This is a genomic window from Luteibacter sp. SVR4-7G, from assembly GCF_056755555.1.
Window position 1 is genome coordinate 31,522 of record NZ_JBPGXO010000007.1, and the last position, 18,271, is coordinate 49,792.

An 18,271-nucleotide genomic window follows, 5' to 3' on the forward strand; every position below is an offset into this window, starting at 1 on the left:
GCTTTCCTGGTAACGCTGTGAACGGGGCTTCGGATCAGGCCGCGTGTGCGGGCCCCTCCGCCGCATGCGATATGGCGGCGGCGAGCACCTGCTCCTGGGTGAGGCCGAGGCTGGGGAAGTCGCCCCGCAGCTTTCCCTCGCCCACCACGAGCACGCGGTCGCTGACGCCGAGTACCTCGGGCATCTCCGAGGAAACCATGATGATGGCCACGCCCTTGGCCGCCAGTTCGAACATCAGCTTGTAGATGTCGTACTTGGAACCGACGTCGACGCCGCGCGTGGGCTCATCGAGGATGAGCAGCTTCGGGTTGGGCAGCAGCATCTTGGTCAGCACCGCTTTCTGCTGGTTGCCGCCGGACAGCCCCATGATCGGCAGCTCCGGGCTGGACGTCTTCACGCGCAGGCGCTTGATTTCGGCGTCGACGGTCTGCAGCTCGGCCTGACGGTCGATCTGGCCCGCATGCGCGTAATGCGACAGCGTGGCCAGCGTGATGTTGTCGCCGACGCCCAGCATGGGCACGATGCCCTGGCGCTTGCGGTCCTCGGGCACGAGCGACAGCCCCGCCTTGATCGCCTGCTCCGGGGTGCGCACCTTGATCGGCTTGCCTTCCAGCAGCAGTTCGGCTTCGTAGCGTCCCGGGTAGGCACCGAAGATGGCCGACACCAGTTCGGTGCGGCCGGCGCCGACAAGCCCGGCGATCCCGAGGATCTCGCCGCGGCGCACCTGGAAGGAGATGTCGTCCACCCGCTTGCGGTTCGGGTTGGCCACGTCCCAGCAGGTGACGTGGCGTGCCTCGAACACCACCTCGCCGATGTCGTGCTCCACCTTCGGGAACAGGTTCTCGATGTCGCGGCCCACCATGGCCGTGATGATCGAATGCGTGCTCATCTCCGCCATCGGCTTCGTGAGGATGTGCTTGCCGTCACGGATCACGGTGACCGTGTCGCATACCCGCGCCACCTCTTCCAGCTTGTGCGAGATATAGACGCAGGCCACGCCGTCGCGTTTCAGGTCCTCGATGATGGAGAGCAGGGTGTCCGTCTCGGACGAGGTCAGCGACGAGGACGGCTCGTCGAGGATCAGCAGGCGTGCGTTCTTGGCCAGCGCCTTGGCGATCTCGAACAGCTGCTGGTAACCGCCACCGTAGTTCATCACCGGCGCGGCCACGTTCACGTCCTTCAGCTTCAGGCGGGCCAGCAGCGCTTCCGCCTTCGCGTACATTGCGTCGTAATCCATCAGGCCGCCGAAGCGGCGGATCTCGTTGCCGAGGAAGATGTTCTCGGCGACGGAGAGCTGCGGCACCAGCATCAGCTCCTGGTGGATGATGACGATGCCGGCGTCCTCGCTGTCGCGCACCGAATACGCCTTGAGCGGTTTGCCGTCGAAGAGGATCTCGCCCTCCCAGGTGCCATAGGGATAGACCCCCGACAGCACCTTCATGAGAGTGGACTTGCCCGCGCCGTTCTCGCCGCAGAGGCCCACGCATTCGCCCGGCCGCACGGCCAGGTCGATGCCATTCAGCGCGCGCACGCCGGAGAACTCCTTGACGATGCGGCGCATCTCGAACAGGTATTCGCTCATGACGACGGGATCAGGGGCCTACCTGGGCTTGCGTATAGAAGCCGTCCTTCACCACGAGATCGACGTTCTGCTTCGTCAGCGCCGTGGGCTCGAGCAGGATGGTGTCCACGTCCTTCTTGCCGTTGTTCATCTTCGAGGTGAATTTCGGCGTGCCGCCCTTCGCCAGCTCCACGGCAAGGTTGGCGGCGTCGGTGGCGATCGTCTTGATCGGCTTGTACACCGTCATAGTCTGCGTGCCCGCCTTGATCCGCTTGATGGCGGCAAGGTCGGCGTCCTGGCCCGATACCGCGACCTTGCCGGCCAGCTTCTGGCCGTTCAATGCGGCGATGGCGCCGCCGGCCGTGCCGTCGTTGGAGGCGACGATGCCCTGGATGTTGTTCTTGTTCGCGGTGAGCGCGTTCTCGATGATCGACTGCGCGTTCGAAGCGAGCCATTCGTTGGTCCACTGCTGCCCGACGATCTTGATGTCGCCCTTGTCGACCAGCGGCTTCAGGACCTTCATCTGGCCTTCGCGGAGGATCTTCGCATTGTTGTCGGTGGGCGCGCCGCCGAGGAGGAAGTAGTTGCCCTTGGGCGCCGCGTTCACGACGCCCTGCGCCTGCATCTGCCCGACCTTGTCGTTGTCGAAGGAGATGTAGGCATCGACGTCGGCGTTGAGGATCAGGCGGTCGTACGAGACCACCTTGATGCCCGCCTTCTTCGCCTCGGCCACCACCGTGGTGAGCGTCTTCGCATTGAACGGCACGATGACGATGACGTCGACCTTGCGCGAGATCAGGTTCTCGATCTGCTGGATCTGCTTCTGCTCGTTGGCGTCGGCGGACTGCACGGACACGGTGGCGCCCTTGGCCTCGGCCGCGGCCTTGAAGTAATCGCGATCGCGCGTCCAGCGTTCGACGCGAAGGTCGTCGATGGAGAAACCGATCACCGGCTTCTCCTTGCTCGCGTGCGCCGATGGCGTCGCGAAGACGCCGGCGGCAGCCATCGAGAGGGCCAGGAGGGTGTGCAGGGATTGCTGTTTCATGGGCTTCTCCATCCGGTCATGGCATCGCCCTCAGGGAAGGGCGGAAGTCGTCGCCTGCGGCGTCGACGTACAGGGGCTTGAGTTGCTCGTACGAGCGGCGGAACAAAGGGTGGCGCGTTTGCAGGAAATAAGCATGACGCGCTGCATCGGGCTCGAACGCAGCGGTGACGGCCGGCATCGGACAGGCCACCTCGAGCGGGGTGTCCGGCTCGACGGCCAGCCTCGCGAGCCGCGCCGCACCAAGCGCAGGACCCACCTCGCCGCCGCTGCGCAACACCAGCCGCTTGCCGAGGATGTCGGCGAGCATCTGCGTCCAGTAGGCACTGCGCGAACCGCCACCGATGACGGTGATCTCGTCGGCCGCGAGCCCTGTCGATTCCACCGCGAGCAAGCCGTCCAGCAGGCCCAGGCCGACGCCTTCCAGCGTCGCATTGGCGAGGTCGGCGCGGTCGGTGTCGGGGCCCAGCTGCGTGAACGATCCGCGGGCATGCGGATTGTTGTGCGGCGTGCGTTCGCCGGTGAGGTATGGGAGGAACAGCGCACCATGCATGCCGAGCCCGCGCTCCTCGGCTTCGGCAAGCAAGGCGGCGACGCTGGGAAGCCCCGTCAGCCGCGCGGTGAAATCGAGGCAGCTGGCCGCATTCAGCATCACCGACATCAGGTGCCACGTATCCGGCAACGCATGGCAGAAGGCATGCACGGCCTGCTCCGGGCTGGCGAGGAAGCCGTCCGAAACGGCGAAGTACACGCCCGACGTTCCCAGGGAAAGCATCGCCTGCCCGTGGCGCACGATCCCGACGCCGACGGCGCCCGCTGCGTTGTCGCCACCGCCGGCCGCCACGGGCACGCAATCCATCCCCCAGCGCTCGGCCAGTTCGCGGCGCAGGCGCCCGGCCGGCTGGACGCCTTCGAGCACCTGCGGCATGTGCGAGCGGTCGAGCCCCGTCGCGGCGAGCATCGCGTCGCTCCACTGGCGGCTCTTCACGTCCAGCCACAACGTGCCCGCGGCATCCGAGGCGTCAGTCATGTATTCGCCGGTGAGCCGCAGGCGCAGGTAATCCTTCGGCAGCAGCACCTTGGCAACGCGATCGAAGACCTCGCGCTCGTGCCTGCGCACCCAGGCGAGCTTCGGCGCGGTGAAGCCGGGCATGGCCAGGTTGCCCGTGATCGCGCGAAAGCCGGGAATCCGCTCGAGCTCGGCGCATTCCACATCCGCACGGCCGTCGTTCCACAGGATGGCGGGACGCAGGACGTTGTCGGATGCGTCGAGCAATGTCGCCCCGTGCATCTGCCCGGAGAGGCCGATCGCCACGATGCGGCGAGGGTCGATGTCCTTGAGGATTTTCTCTACGGCAGCCTCCGCCGCACCCCACCAGGCCGCCGGGTCCTGCTCAGACCAGCGCGGCCTTGGGTGGAAGGCGTCCAGCGGGCTGCTGGCGTTGGCGCGCACGGCCCCCGCCTCGTCCATGAGGACCGCTTTCACCGAGGATGTGCCCAGATCGATGCCCAGGTACAGGCGCGCCGATGCTTCCATGTCGTATCTCATTCACCCGTAGATATAGCGGTTGACGATGTTCTCGAGCAACTCCTGTCCACCCGAAACGTGCTTGGGACGGAAATCGTGCGCCACCGCATCGTCGGCAAGCGAGGCCAGGGTGTAGCCGCCTTGCAAAATCCTGCTGCCGAAATCGCCGTCCCATCCGGCATAACGCCTGGCCTTGGCCTCGGCCAGCGCGTCGCGCTCGATCATCTTCGCCGCCCGCTCCAGGCTGAGCGCCAGTGCGTCGATCGCGCCGATGTGGCCGTGGAAGAGATCTTCGGCCGCGCTGCTCTGGCGGCGCACCTTGGTGTCGAAGTTGAAGCCGCCCGTGGTGAAGCCACCCGCTTTCAGGATTTCATAGACGATCAGGGTCAGTTCTTCCACGCTGTTGGGAAACTGGTCGGTATCCCAGCCGTTCTGCGGGTCGCCGCGGTTCGCGTCGATCGAGCCGAACAAACCCAGCGAGATCGAGGTCGCCACCTCGTGGTGGAAGGAATGTCCCGCGAGCGTGGCGTGGTTGGCCTCGAGGTTCGTCTTCACCTCGTTCTCCAGGCCGAACTCCTTCAGGAAGCCGTAGACGGTGGCCGCGTCGTAGTCGTACTGGTGCTTGGTCGGCTCCTGCGGCTTCGGCTCGATGAGGATCGTGCCCGTGAAGCCGATCTTGTGCTTGTGCTCGATCACCATCTGGAAGAACCGGCCGAGCTGGCTGCGCTCGCGCTTCAGGTCGGTGTTGAGCAGGGTGTCGTAGCCCTCGCGACCGCCCCAGAGCACGTAATTCGCCCCGCCGAGGCGATGCGTGGCCTCCATGGCGTGGCGCACCTGGGTCGCGGCATAGGCAAAGACTTCCGGCTGCGGATTGGTCGCGGCACCGGCGGCGTAACGCGGATGGCTGAACAGGTTGGCGGTGCCCCACAGCAGTTTCATGCCGGTCTCGGCCTGCTTCTTCTCCAGCACGTCCACCATGGCGGCGAAATTCGACTTGTAGTCCGCGAGGCCATCGCCTTCCGGCGCCACGTCGGTGTCATGGAAGGTGTAGAAGGGCGTGCCCAGCCGCGAAAAGAAATCGAACGCCGCGTCGGTCTTCTCGCGCGCCCTGGCCATCGGATCGCCCGGCTGCTGCCAGGGGCGCGCGAAGGTGCCCAGGCCGAACACGTCGGAGCCCGGCCAGACGAAGGTGTGCCAGTAGCAGGTCGCCAGGCGGAGGTGATCGGCCATGCGCTTGCCGAGCACGAGCTTGTCGGGATCGTAATGATGGAAGGCGAGCGGGTTGTCGCTGCCGGGGCCTTCGTAGCGGATCTTCGGGATAGCGGAAAAGTACGACATACCTGTTCCTTGACGAACGGACGGATTCGGACGATCGTGACCACCGGGCCCTGCCCTGCGCAATTGCGATTTCCAGCGGGTGCGAGGTCTTTTTCGATGCCGCGCTGCGTCATGGTCGAACGCGGCCAACCCTGCTAGTTTCATGCGGCCATGAACCCTCACCGCATCGCCCTGCTCTTCAATGCCAACAAGGTGTACGACCGCCAGGTCATCGCCGGGATTGGCCACTACCTGAACAGCACGCGCGTGGAATGGGACCTCTTCATGGAAGAGGATTTCCGTAGCCGCATGCGCGACATCCGCCAGTTCAAGGGCGATGGCGTCATCGCCGACTTCGACGATCCGGAAGCGCCCGAGGCCTTGTGCGATTTGCACATTCCCGTCGTCGCGGTGGGCGGCTCGTACCACGATCCTTCCGCGTACCCGGCCGGCGTGCCGTACATCGCCACCGACAATGCGCGCCTCGTCCGCCTCGCCTACGACCACCTCATCGAACAGGGTTTGAGCCGCTTCGCCTTCTATGGCCTCCCGCCCCATCCGGGCAGCCGCTGGGCGCAGGAGCGCGAACATGCCTTCCGCGCCATCGTGGAAGAAGAAGCGGTGGAAGCCACGGTATACGAGGGGTCGCCCACCACGGCCGGCGGCTGGGGTGAAGCGGTGGAGGAACTCGTCGCCTGGCTGACCGCGCTGCCCAAGCCCGTCGGCATCATCGCGACCACCGATGCGCGTGCGCGCCAGGTGCTCCAGGCCTGCGTGATCGGCGACATCCCCGTGCCCGAGCAGATCGCCATCGTCGGCATCGACAACGACCCGATGGCCCAGCTGCTCACCCGCATTCCCCTCACCTCGGTGATCCAGGGTGCGGAGGAAATGGGCCGCACGGCGGCGCACCTGCTCCACCAGATGCTTCGCGGCGTGGATTGTTCGGGCACGCGCGTGCTGGTGCCGCCGGTGGGTATCAGCGTGCAGGTATCCAGCCGGTATCACCCGATGCGCAGCCCGCACGTGATGCGGGCGAGCCACTACATCCGCCAGTATGGCTGCCTCGGCATCAAGACCGAGCAGGTGGCCGATTACGTGGGTGTGTCGCGCACCGTGCTGGAAGAGCATTTCAAGCGCGAGCTGAAACAGACGGTGCACCAGGTGATCCTGAAGCACAAGCTCGACAGCGCCTGCGACCTGATCGCGAATACGGACACGCCGCTGGCCGACATCGCGCTGCGTTGCGGCTTCACCTCGCTGCAGTACATGTACGCGGTGTTCCGGCGCGAGTACGATTGCACGCCACGCCAGTACCTCGACCTCCATCGGACGACGGGAGCGACCTGATCGCCTCCCGTCCGGAACGCTCCATGCCCGTATCCAACGCCACCGCCTGGGGCCAACTTCCCGACGGACGCCCCCTGCACCGCTGGACGCTGCGCAACGCCGGCGGCGCGCAGGTCGAGATCAGCGACCTCGGCGCCACCCTCCTTTCGTGGCAGACGCCGGATCGCCAGGGCCGCTTGGGGGAGGTGCTGCTCGGCCATGCCGACGCACGGCAATACCTCGACTCCAACGCCTACATGGGCGGCATCGTGGGCCGCTGGGCCAACCGTATCCGCGGTGGCCGGTTCCGCCTCGACGGCATCGATTACAAGGTGGATCGCAACGATGGCGGCAATCACCTGCATGGCGGGAACGACGGCTTCCACCGGCAGCGCTGGGACGTGGAAACGGAAGGCGACGGGCTGGTCCTGCGGCTCGTCTCGCCCGAGGGCGAGGGCGGCTTCCCCGGCGAGGTGTCCGTGCAACTGCGCCTGCGCCTCGAGGACGACGGCACGCTGGACCTTCGCTATGCGGCCACCTCGGATGCGCCGACGCCCCTCAGCCTCACCGCCCATCCGTATTTCAACCTCAACGACCGGCGGCCGGACATCCGCGACCACCTGATCCGGATCGAGGCGGACGAATTCCTCGCCATCGACGCCGGGGCGATCCCGGTGGGGCGGCAGCGGGTGGCGGGGACGGCCTTCGATTTCCGCGAAGCGGCGCCGATCGGTTCGCGCCTGCACTGGCCGGACCCGCAGCTGCGGCTGGTCGGCGGGTTCGATCACTGCTATGTCCCGCGGGGTGCCCCGGGCAGCGCGCCGCGCATGGTGGCCGTGGTTTCCGAACCCTCCAGCGGCCGCCGCCTGAGCGTGGAAACCGACCGGCCGGGCCTGCAGTTCTATAGCGGCCAGAAGCTCACTGGGCAGCCCGGGCGCCATGCCGACGTCTACGGCCCGTTTGCCGGCTTCGCCCTGGAGACCCAGGCCTTTCCGGACCAGGTGAACGGACCCGACGCCGAAGCCGCGATCCTGCGCCCCGGCAACGTCTGGCGCCAGCACACCCGCTACCGCATCGACGCGGTGTAGGAGCGCGCCTGCGCGCGACATCTTTGAGGCCGTGCCCCGGAGCTGGCGCGTGAACGTGAAAACTGGCGCCAAAAGATGTCGCGCGCAGGCGCGCTCCTACAGCCCGGGTACAATGGCCGGATGTCGCTCATCCAACTCCTTAACGTCGACTACAGCGTCGGCGGCCCGCTCCTGCTCGAACAGGTCGATCTTTCCCTCGATACCGGCGAGCGCGTGTGCATCGTCGGGCGCAACGGGGCCGGCAAGTCCACCTTGCTGAAGCTGATCTCGGGCGAACTGCATCCCGACGACGGCGAGATCCGCCTGCAAGGCGGCACCCGCATCGCCCGGCTCACCCAGGAGGTGCCGCAGGACACCGAGGGCAGCGTATTCGACGTGGTCGCCGACGGCCTCGGCGAGCTCGGCCACCTGCTCGCGCGCTACCACCACCTCCTCGACGCGGGCGACATGGACGGCCTGGGCGACGTACAGGCACAGATCGAGGCACAGAACGCGTGGGACCTCGATTCCCGCGTGCAGCAGGTGATCGAGCGCCTGGAATTGCCGGGGCACACCGATTTCTCCGAGCTGTCGGGCGGCATGAAGCGCCGCGTGCTGCTCGGCCAGGCGCTGGTGCGCGACCCGAACCTGCTCCTGCTCGACGAGCCGACCAATCACCTCGACATCGAGGCGATCGCCTGGCTCGAAGGTTTCCTCAAGAGCTTCACCGGCAGCATCGTCTTCATCACCCATGACCGCAGCTTCCTGCGCGCACTGGCGACGCGCATCGTCGAGATCGACCGCGGCGCGGTGACCAGCTGGCCCGGCGATTACGACAACTACCTGCGCCGTCGCGAAGAGCGCCTGCACGCCGAGGCCCAGGCGAACGCGCATTTCGACCGCAAGCTGGCCCAGGAAGAAGTGTGGATCCGCCAGGGCATCAAGGCGCGCCGTACGCGTAACGAAGGACGCGTGCGCGCCCTGAAGGCGCTGCGCCGCGAACGCGCCGAACGGCGCGAGCAGTCGGGCAACGCGCGCATCACGCTGGCGACGGCGCAGGCATCGGGCCGCAAGGTGATCGAGGCGAAGCACGTTACCCAGGCCTACGGCGGTCGCACGCTGCTCGGCGACTTCTCCACGACGATCATGCGCGGCGACCGCGTGGGCATCATGGGACCGAACGGTGCCGGCAAGTCCACGCTGCTGAAGATCCTGCTCGGCGAACTGAAGCCCCAGGAAGGCGAGGTCATCCTCGGCACCGGCCTCGAGATCGCCTACTTCGACCAGCACCGTTCCATGCTCGACGACCGCATGAACGCGCTGGACAACGTGGCCGAGGGCCGCGAGTACATCGAGCTCAACGGCCAGCGCAAGCACATCATCGGCTACCTGCAGGACTTCCTGTTCTCCCCCGAGCGCGCACGCGCGCCGATCACCCGACTTTCCGGCGGCGAGCGCAACCGCCTGCTGCTGGCGAAGCTGTTCGCCCAGCCGTCCAACCTGCTGGTGATGGACGAACCGACCAACGATCTCGACGTCGAGACGCTCGAATTGCTGGAGGAGCTGCTCAACGAATACACCGGCACCCTGCTGCTGGTCTCGCACGATCGCGACTTCATCGACAACGTGGTCACCAGCACCCTGGTGCTCGAAGGCGACGGCGTGGTCGGCGACTATGTCGGCGGCTACAGCGACTGGCTGCGTCAGCGACCCGTGGCGGGGGTGGCGAAGCCGGTAGCGAAGGCGGCGCCTGCCCCGGCACCGGCGCCGCCGGCCGCACCGAAGAAGAAGCTGTCGTTCAAGGAACAGCGCGAGCTGGACCTGCTGCCGGCGAAGCTGGAAGAACTCGAGACCGAAATCGCCCGCCGCACGGCGGCAATGGCCGACCCGAAGTATTTCCAGCAGGATGCCGCGGCGATCGCGCGCGGCAACGAGGAACTGGCGAAGCTGCAGGCGGAGCTGGATGTGGCGTTCGCGCGGTGGGAAGAGCTGGAAGGCTGATCCATGCCTTCGGGGGCTGATCACGCTTTGCGAGGCCTGGTCATGCCTTTGCGCCGTTGATTACCCTTCGCGTTGCAGGAGCGCGCTTGCGGTGTAGGAGCGCGCCTTGCGCGCGACAACTCTTCGCGCCAGTCATCACGTTCACGCGCCAGCTCCGGGTCTCGGCCTCAAAACATGTCGCGCGCAGGCGCGCTCCTACAACGGCGTGTATGGAACGCTTGGTAGGCTAGCCCGTATTCTGCAAGCCTTGTGAAACGCCATTGACGCAGGCCACGAGGGCGTTCAGCAAGGCATCGTCCTTCCCCTCCGTCGCCCGCCACCGCTTCAGCAGGTCCACCTGCAGCAGGCTCATCGGGTCGACGTACGGGTTGCGCAGGCGGATCGACGTGGCTAGCCGCGGATCGCCGGCCAGCAGTTCCTTCGCGGCCTTGAGCTTCAGCACCCACCGCACGGTCCGCTCGAACTCCTCGCGCAGCATCGGGAAGAAACGCTCGTGCAAGGGCCCCGCGAGCTTCGAGAACGCCTCGGCGATGTCGATGTCGGCCTTCGCGAGGACCATCTCCACGTCGTCGAGCATGGTGGAGAAGAACGGCCACTCGCGTGCCATGCGAACCAACGCTTCCTCGCCGCAATCCTTCGCCACGGCGTCAAGCGCCGAGCCCAGCCCATACCATCCCGTGAGCACCGCGCGGCACTGCGTCCAGGAGAACACCCAGGGAATGGCGCGAAGATCTTCCACGCCCTTCATGCTGCGCCGGCGCGCGGGACGCGAGCCGAGCGTCATGCGCTCGATGACGTCGATCGGCGTGGCGCCGCGGAAATAGTCGACGAAGCCTTCCTTGTCGACGAACGCCCGGTATGCCTTGCGGCTCTCACCGGACAGGCGCGCCATCGTGTCTTTCCAGGCCGCCTCGCGCGCTTCGCTGTCGCGCGGCCGCAGCGAGGCGCGGATGACCGCGCCGAGCGTCTGCTCGAGGTTGCGCACCGCCAGCGCACGGATACCGTATTTGCGATGGATGACCTCACCCTGCTCGGTCACGCGCAGCACGCCGTCGACCGAACCGCGCGGGGACGCCATGAGCGCCGGCGTGATCCGCGAGCCGCCCCGGCTCGCCGAGCCTCCGCGACCGTGGAAGAACGCCACGCGGATACCGGCCTTCGCCGCCACCTCGAGCAGTTCCACCTGGGCGCGTTGCAGGCTCCACTTGGAGGCGACCGTGCCGCCGTCCTTGCCGCTGTCGGAGTAACCGAGCATCACCCACTGCCGGTCGCCGCGCGCTTTCAGGTGTGCGCGGTAGACCGGGTCCTCGAGCAGCGTGCGCAGGGTTTCCGCGCCACCGGCGAGGTCGTCGATGGTCTCGAACAACGGGGCGACGTCCAGCGGTACCCCGTCCTCGTGCACGAGCCCGCCATGGCGTGCGAGCGCCAGCACGGCGAGCACGTCCGCCGCCGTCTCGGCCATGCTGATGATGTAGAGGCCGGTTGCCTCGTGTCCGTAGCGCTTGCGCGAATCGGCCAGGGTGGCGAACACGTCACGCAGCATGACGGCGTTCTCGTCATCGACACCCGCGTCGAAGCGGCGCTCACCCGATGCATACGGGCGCAAGGTGCCCGCGCGCGCGGCGGCGTCGCGGTTCGCCCAGTCGCCATCGCCCAGCAAGGCAGACAGCGCTTCGTCGTGCACGCGCGCGTCCTGGCGAACGTCCAGCCGCGCGAGGTGGAAGCCGAAGGTGCGCGCACGCCAGAGCAGGCGGCTTACGGCATAGGCACCGGCGTGCTTGCCGCCGTGTGCGAGGAGGCTGTGCTCCACCAGCGCGATGTCTTCGATGAACTCGTCGGCATTGGCGTAGCGGCCATCCTGTTCCCGCAGGGTCGCCGCGAGGCGTTCGGCGACGAAGGTGAGGAAACTGCGGTAAGGCATATCGGCATGCCGCGGACGGATCCGCGCGCCGGCTTCCGGAAACCGCTCCCGGTACGACGCGAGCCGCGCCCGCAGCCGCTCATCGAGCGTGACCCTGTCTTCCGTCTGGCTGAGCAGCCGGCCCAGCGCGCCCACGTCCTCGATGTAGCGCTCCAGCACCAGGGAACGCTGTGCCGAAAGGGTCGCCGCGATGGTGTCGGCGTTGACGTTCGGATTGCCGTCCATGTCGCCGCCCACCCAGGTGGCGAAGCGCAGCAGGCGAGGAATGGCGATGCCTTCGCCGTACGTATCGGCGAGCGCCTGTTCCAGCGACTCGTACAACGCGGGGAGCACGCGATAGAGGGGCTGCGCGATATAGAAGCCCACGTGTTCGAACTCGTCCTGCACGCTCGGCCGCACCGGCGACGCCTCGGCGGTCTGCCAACCGGCCGAGAGCGCCATGAGGATGCGTGAGTCGTCGTCGCGCCGTTCCTGCGGCGTGCGGGTGGGATCGAACTCGTCGACCAGTGCGCGGACGATCTCCTGCTCCTTTTCCAGCAGCGACCGGCGGACCGCCTCGGTGGGATGCGCGGTGAACACGGGCTCGACATCGAGATGCCCGAGCAGGCGGGTCAGTTCGTCGCGATCCACGCCTTCCTTTTTCAGGAGTGCCAGCACGGCGGCCAGCGATTCCGGCTGCGGTGCGCCGCCCTCGCGCTGGTAGTCGCGACGGCGCCGGATGCGGTGCACGCGCTCGGCGGTATTCACCGCCTGGAAGTAGGTGGCGAAGGCGCGGGCCAGGGCTTCGGCATCGGCCGCGTCCAGACCGGTCAGGGTTTCGGCGAGCGCATCCACCGAGGCCCCGCTGCGGCGCCGGTGGATGGCCGCCGTGCGCACGTGCTCGACCCGCTCGTAGAAGGCCTGGCCGCCCTGCTCCGCGAGCATCTGGCCGACCAGTGCGCCCAGGCGGCGGACGTCCTCGCGCAGGGGGCCGTCGTGGGGAAGGAATTCGGGATCGCGTGCGGCTTCCATCGGGCTCTCTTGTCTGACCGGAACCCCGAGAGTACCGAAAAACACCGTTCATCCCTGCATCCGGATTCCGCGATATAATCGTGGGACCGTTTTGCCCGCCGAGGGGCGCTGCGACCATGGGGACCACCCATAGGCCAGGCTCGGCGCGGCGTCCCACCGAACGGCGCCCCCGTGAATCTCCGGAGCTACGCCAGATGAACGCCGTCACCAAAGACACCTCTTTCCAGGACTATAAGGTCCGCGACATTTCGCAGGCCGACCTCGGCCGCCGCCGCATCCGCATGGCGGAAGAAGAAATGCCGGGCCTGATGCAGATCCGCGCCCGCTACGCCAAGGAGCAGCCACTCAAGGGCGTTCGCCTGTCGGGCTCGCTGCACGTCACCAAGGAAACCGCCGTGCTCGCCGAGACCCTGCGCGAGCTGGGCGCCTCGGTCCGCTGGGCTTCCTGCAACATCTTCTCCACCCAGGACGACGTCGCCGCGGCCCTGGCTGCCGGCGGCCTGCCGGTGTTCGCCTGGAAGGGCGAGTCGCTGGAGGAATACTGGGAATGCACGCTGGACATGCTGACCCACCCGGGCGAGCTCGGTCCGCAGCTGATCGTGGATGACGGTGGCGACGCCACCCTCTTCATCCACAAGGGCGTGGAGCTCGAAGACGGCAGCGACTGGGTCAACACCCCGAGCGGCAACCACGAAGAGCAGGTCATCAAGGACCTCGTGAAGAAGACAGCCGCGGAGCGTCCGGGCTGGTTCAAGAAGGTCGCCGCCGAATGGCGCGGCGTCTCCGAAGAGACCACCACCGGCGTGCACCGTCTCTACCAGCTCGCCGAAGCCGGCAAGCTGCTCGTTCCGGCCATCAACGTCAACGACTCGGTGACCAAGAGCAAGTTCGACAATCTCTACGGCTGCCGCGAATCGCTGGCCGACGGCATCAAGCGCGCCACCGACCTCATGGTGGCCGGCAAGGTCGCCGTTGTCTGCGGTTACGGCGACGTGGGCAAGGGCTGCGCGCATTCGCTGAAGGGCTTCGGCGCGCGCGTCATCGTGACCGAGATCGATCCGATCAACGCCCTGCAGGCCGCGATGGAAGGCTTCCAGGTCACCACGGTGGAAGACACCCTCGGCATCGGCGACATCTATGTCACCACCACGGGCAACAAGGACATCATCACGCTGGAACACATGGCGAAGATGAAGAACAACGCCTTGGTCTGTAACATCGGCCACTTCGACAACGAGATCCAGATCGATCGCCTGAACACGGCGAAGGACGTCACCCGCGAAACCATCAAGCCGCAGGTCGACCGTTACACCTTCGGCGCGACGGGCCGCAGCATCTACATGCTGGCCGAAGGCCGTCTGGTCAACCTCGGCTGCGCCCATGGCCACCCGAGCTTCGTCATGTCGAACAGCTTCTCGAACCAGACGCTTGCCCAGATCGACCTGTGGAAGAACAAGGACACCTACGAGAAGACGGTGTACCGCCTGCCGAAGAAGCTGGACGAGGAAGTGGCCCGCCTGCACCTCGAGCAGATCGGCGTGAAGCTCACCGTGCTCACGAAGGAACAGGCCGATTACATCGGCGTGCCGGTGGAAGGTCCGTACAAGGCGGATCATTACCGCTACTGATCGGTGTTGGTTTAGAGATTGACAGGAGGCGCCTTCGGGCGCCTTCTTCGTTTATGCCCCCGTCGCTCCTGCGAAAGCAGGAGCCCGGCGCCTCGTTCCCACCGGGAAACCGCACGACCGACAAGGAGAATCCATGGCCAGGACTGCCGCACTACTCGGGCTGTACGCCCTGTTCGCCACGCAAGCTTTCGGCGCCGAACTCGAACTCCGGAACGCCCGCTGGCAGGCGTCGCTCGACCCTTCCACGCTTGCGTTGAGCACGACGATCGATGGTGAGCGGCGCGTGCCGATTTCGACCGGCGGCGTGACCCATGCGGCGACGGTAACTTCCGCGACGGCAACGCGCGTGGACTGGATCTGGGACGATGGATCCTACGAATTTTCTGCAAGCCTCGAGGGCGACGACCTCGTTCTGACCGTGCGGGCAAGCTCGGAAGGCGAACTGAACCTCGTTCGTCAGCCCGCGGAAGCCATGGGCAAGGGATTGGTCCTCCCCTTCGCCGAAGGCCACTACGTGCCGAGGGGACAAGCCACGTGGCGGCAGTTCCTGACGGAGTCCATATCGTCGATGGATACGGTGGAAGACCTGAGTCTGCCTCTCTGGGGCAATGCCTATGGCGGTCATTCACTCACATGGATGCTGCCGGACTCGTTCGATAATCGCCTGGATTTCGCAGCGAAGGGAGACGCCGTCACCGTCGATCTCACCCATCGCTTCACGCCGCTGACGATCCGCGATCCGGTCACGCTTATCCTGCATCTGGACCGTGGCAAAAACGATCTTCTCGCCGGAGCCCGGCGCTATCGCCGCTGGTTGCACGACAACGGACGCTTCGAACCCATGGCGGAGAAGATCGAGCGCACGCCGGACATGCGGAAGTTGCCAGGCGCCACGCACATCTACCTGTGGGGCGGCCTCCTTGCGCCTTCGGACATCACCGACTGGCAGGCATTCAGCCGCATCCTCCTTGGGGATTCGGTTTTCGCATCGGCGCTTCGCGAAGGCATCGGCAAGGACATACTGGCGCTGTTGCCCCTGCGCCACGAGTCTCCCGAGTACACCAGGCGCGCCGTGCTCGAGGCGTTCAATGAAGCTCTGGCCACTCGAGCAAGGCGGCAGTGGATGGGCGATACGCCGGACATGGAAAAGCTGGGAACTGCTTACGGCACGATCCGGCAGGAGGTCTCTGAACTGTTCGCGGGCGCGCTCCGTTCCGACGCGACACGCTGGGGTGGATGGATGCGGACGATCGACAGACTGCGCGACGCGGGCCTGCATCGGCTTTGGCTTGGTCATGGCCAGGGCTGGGAGCCGGGACTGTGGCATCCGGAAGCGGTCTCGGCAGCCGTGGCGACCGGCTACCTCGTCGCCCCCTACGATTCGTACGAGACGGCACTCACTCCAGATGTAGACCGCAGCTGGACCACCGCGCACCTGGGCAGGCATGCCTTCGACCGCTGCGGCATCCTCAGGCAGGGCGGCGAACCCCAGGCTGGATTCCTCGGCAAGGGGCGCTATACGGACCCGCGCTGCATGCAGACCGCCATGCGTGAACGCGTCAGGGCGATTCGCACACGCGCCCCCTATAACAGCTGGTTCCTCGATGCGTACGCGACCGGCATGTCATTCGAAAGCTATCGGGAAGGCGCCACGATGACTCGCAGGCAAAACGTCGAGGGCGCCGTGGCCAACGTACGATGGATGCAGGAGTCCCAGCGCCTTCCCGCCGGCTCGGAGGGCGGTAACGCTCTCGCCACGGGCGGCCTCGCCTTCGCCCACGGAATGCTCACGACGGTGATCGCCTGGGACGACCCCGACATGGGTCAGGGAAGGAAGAAGAACAAGCAATCGCGCTACTTCGTAGGCAACTGGTATCCGGCAAGCGAACCGAGTTTGTTTTTCAAGCCCGTGCCTTCAAAGGAAGCGTACCGGACCGTGCACTTCGATCCGCGTTACCGCCTGCCGCTTTACCAGGCGGTGTTCCACGACTCGGTGGTAACCACGCACCACTGGCTGTACGACAACTTGAAGTTCCCGGACGTTCAAGTCGAGCGAGAGCTGACGCAACTCCTGTACAACGTGCCCGGCCTATACCACCTGAGCGAGGGAACACTGGAGAAGAGACTGCCATCCATCCTTCGCCAGGACGAGTTCTTCGCCCCCCTGCACCGCCGCCTGGCCACCCAGGCGCTGACCCGCTTCGAATGGCTGACGGACGATCGGCTGGTGCAGCGAACGACCTTCGCGGACGGCACCAGGATCATCGCGAACTTCGGCGGCACAGTGCACACCACGGGCGGAACCGACCTGCCGCCCCGCAGTGTCGTTGCCATCGCCGCGGACGGTACGACGGCACGCTTGCCAACCGGTGAGGGGCGGTAACGACAAGCCATCTTTCCATCTGGATGGAAAGATATTTATACTGCGGGCCATCCAGCCGAGATCGCCCATGCCCGCCATCAGCTTCGAGTTCTTCCCCCCCAAGACCGACGAGCAGCGCGAACAGCTCGATGCGGCTGTCCGTCGGCTCAAGGTGCATGCGCCGGAATACGTCTCCGTGACCTTCGGCGCGGGAGGGTCGACGCTCAGCTATACCGACGAAACCGTACGCCGGCTGCGGACGGAGCACGCGCTCTCGGTGGCGCCGCACCTGTCCTGCATGGGCGGCACGCGGGCCGAGATCGCCGCCCTGCTCGATACCTATAAGGCCTCCGGCTGCCGTCGCATCGTGGCGCTGCGTGGCGACCTGCCCTCGGGCATGGCGACGCCGGGCGACTTCCGCTACGCGGCCGAGCTGGTGGCCTTCATCCGCGAACACACCGGCGACCATTTCCACATCGAAGTGGCCGCTTATCCGGAGACGCATCCGCAGGCGGAAAACGCGCTCGCCGACCTCCGTCATTTCAAGGCGAAGATCGACGCGGGCGCCAATGGCGCCATCACCCAGTACTTCTTCAATCCGGACGCGTATTTCCGCTTCGTCGACGACGTGGCGAAGCTCGGGGTTGATGTGCCCGTGGTGCCCGGCATCATGCCGATCGCCAATTTCAGCCAGCTTCGCCGGTTCTCGGAACAGTGCGGCGCCGAGATCCCCCGCTGGATCGTGAAGCGCATGCAGGCCCATGGCGACGACGCGGCCGCCGTGCGCGAACTCGGTGCCGACGTGGTGGCCGAGCTGTGCCGTCGCCTGCTGGACGGCGGCGCTCCCGGGCTGCACTTCTATACGATCAACCGCGCCCGCGCGACGAGCTCGGTGCTGGAGCGGCTCGCCCCGCGGTAACGTGCGCGCCGTCACTCTTCGCGGATGCGGCGGCGTGGATGATGAGCCACCGTCGCCACCGCGTTACGCTCCGTGACCCGCGCCATCCTCCTGCTCGTCCTGCTGTTCGCCGCCCTGCCCGCCGCCGCCCAGACGGCGATCCACCGTTGTGCCGGTGCCGATGGAAGCCCTGTCTTCAGCGATCAGCCCTGCGCGAGCGTGGGGGCCACCTCACTGCTGCCGCCCTCGGCGTCGAGCGTGCAGGCCGGTCCCACGGCGGGCCTGCTTTGCGCGAAGGACATGGCGGAGCTACGTGACGGACTGGCCCAGGCCTTCGCCGCGCGCAGCGCCAACCGCGTGGGCGGGCTGATCCTGTGGAACGGCTACGGCAGCGCGGGTGCCGTCGATAATCTGCGGGCGATGGAATCGCTGGTCCGCCGGCCGCTGGTATCCCTGGAAGGCAACGAGGGCGCCGGGATCGACGCCGTGACCTCCATTCCGGGAGCAGACGGCGCCACCCGCCGTGCCCATTTCGCCGTGGTCCGCGACTCCGGCTGCCTCTGGCTGAGGCCACCAGGCTAAGGCGCCGCCCGTTGCTCGTCCCCG

General features: G+C 66.5%; 12 protein-coding genes and 1 riboswitch. Of the genes, 7 read left to right on the forward strand and 5 right to left on the reverse strand.

Going from position 1 to position 18,271, the window contains the following annotated elements:
• Positions 1 to 34: 34 nt before the first annotated feature.
• The 4 genes from ACR9ZH_RS04265 to xylA are packed head-to-tail and all read right to left on the reverse strand — an operon-like array spanning position 35 to position 5,469.
• Positions 35 to 1,582 (reverse strand): xylose ABC transporter ATP-binding protein, encoded by a 1,548-nt coding sequence (locus ACR9ZH_RS04265; protein ID WP_481289511.1) that lies wholly within the window; start codon positions 1,580 to 1,582, stop codon positions 35 to 37.
• A 10-nt stretch (positions 1,583 to 1,592) separates the two neighbouring features.
• Positions 1,593 to 2,606, reverse strand: a complete 1,014-nt coding sequence (xylF, locus tag ACR9ZH_RS04270; protein ID WP_481289512.1) for a D-xylose ABC transporter substrate-binding protein — start codon at positions 2,604 to 2,606, stop codon at positions 1,593 to 1,595.
• Positions 2,607 to 2,622: 16 nt separating this feature from the next.
• Positions 2,623 to 4,140 (reverse strand): xylulokinase, encoded by a 1,518-nt coding sequence (gene xylB, locus ACR9ZH_RS04275; protein WP_481289513.1) that lies wholly within the window; start codon positions 4,138 to 4,140, stop codon positions 2,623 to 2,625.
• A 12-nt stretch (positions 4,141 to 4,152) separates the two neighbouring features.
• Positions 4,153 to 5,469, reverse strand: coding sequence for a xylose isomerase (gene xylA, locus ACR9ZH_RS04280; protein ID WP_481289514.1), 1,317 nt, complete (start codon positions 5,467 to 5,469; stop codon positions 4,153 to 4,155).
• 150 nt (positions 5,470 to 5,619) lie between these two features.
• On the opposite strand from xylA, the gene ACR9ZH_RS04285 reads away from it, so the two are divergent.
• The 3 genes from ACR9ZH_RS04285 (at position 5,620) to ACR9ZH_RS04295 (ending at position 9,845) form a co-directional block, all read left to right on the forward strand.
• On the forward strand, positions 5,620 to 6,798 hold the full coding sequence (locus ACR9ZH_RS04285) for a XylR family transcriptional regulator (protein ID WP_481289515.1): 1,179 nt from the start codon (positions 5,620 to 5,622) through the stop codon (positions 6,796 to 6,798).
• Between the two features lie 23 nt (positions 6,799 to 6,821).
• Positions 6,822 to 7,865, forward strand: coding sequence for an aldose epimerase family protein (locus ACR9ZH_RS04290; protein WP_481289516.1), 1,044 nt, complete (start codon positions 6,822 to 6,824; stop codon positions 7,863 to 7,865).
• Between the two features lie 120 nt (positions 7,866 to 7,985).
• Positions 7,986 to 9,845 (forward strand): ATP-binding cassette domain-containing protein, encoded by a 1,860-nt coding sequence (locus ACR9ZH_RS04295; protein ID WP_481289517.1) that lies wholly within the window; start codon positions 7,986 to 7,988, stop codon positions 9,843 to 9,845.
• A gap of 226 nt (positions 9,846 to 10,071) precedes the next feature.
• On the opposite strand, the gene ppc is transcribed toward ACR9ZH_RS04295, so the two are convergent.
• Complete coding sequence (ppc, locus tag ACR9ZH_RS04300) at positions 10,072 to 12,777, reverse strand: phosphoenolpyruvate carboxylase (RefSeq protein WP_481289518.1); 2,706 nt, start codon at positions 12,775 to 12,777, stop codon at positions 10,072 to 10,074.
• Positions 12,778 to 12,871: 94 nt separating this feature from the next.
• A riboswitch (S-adenosyl-L-homocysteine riboswitch) is annotated at positions 12,872 to 12,953 on the forward strand.
• Positions 12,954 to 12,971: 18 nt separating this feature from the next.
• Between ppc and ahcY the strand changes: the two genes are divergently transcribed.
• From ahcY to ACR9ZH_RS04320, 4 genes are all read left to right on the forward strand, one after another.
• Complete coding sequence (gene ahcY, locus ACR9ZH_RS04305) at positions 12,972 to 14,405, forward strand: adenosylhomocysteinase (RefSeq protein ID WP_481289519.1); 1,434 nt, start codon at positions 12,972 to 12,974, stop codon at positions 14,403 to 14,405.
• Positions 14,406 to 14,538: 133 nt separating this feature from the next.
• On the forward strand, positions 14,539 to 16,788 hold the full coding sequence (locus tag ACR9ZH_RS04310) for a glycoside hydrolase (RefSeq protein WP_481289520.1): 2,250 nt from the start codon (positions 14,539 to 14,541) through the stop codon (positions 16,786 to 16,788).
• 67 nt (positions 16,789 to 16,855) lie between these two features.
• Positions 16,856 to 17,686, forward strand: coding sequence for a methylenetetrahydrofolate reductase [NAD(P)H] (gene metF / locus ACR9ZH_RS04315; RefSeq protein ID WP_481289521.1), 831 nt, complete (start codon positions 16,856 to 16,858; stop codon positions 17,684 to 17,686).
• Between the two features lie 72 nt (positions 17,687 to 17,758).
• Positions 17,759 to 18,247 (forward strand): DUF4124 domain-containing protein, encoded by a 489-nt coding sequence (locus ACR9ZH_RS04320; protein ID WP_481289522.1) that lies wholly within the window; start codon positions 17,759 to 17,761, stop codon positions 18,245 to 18,247.
• The last annotated feature ends 24 nt before the right edge of the window (positions 18,248 to 18,271 follow it).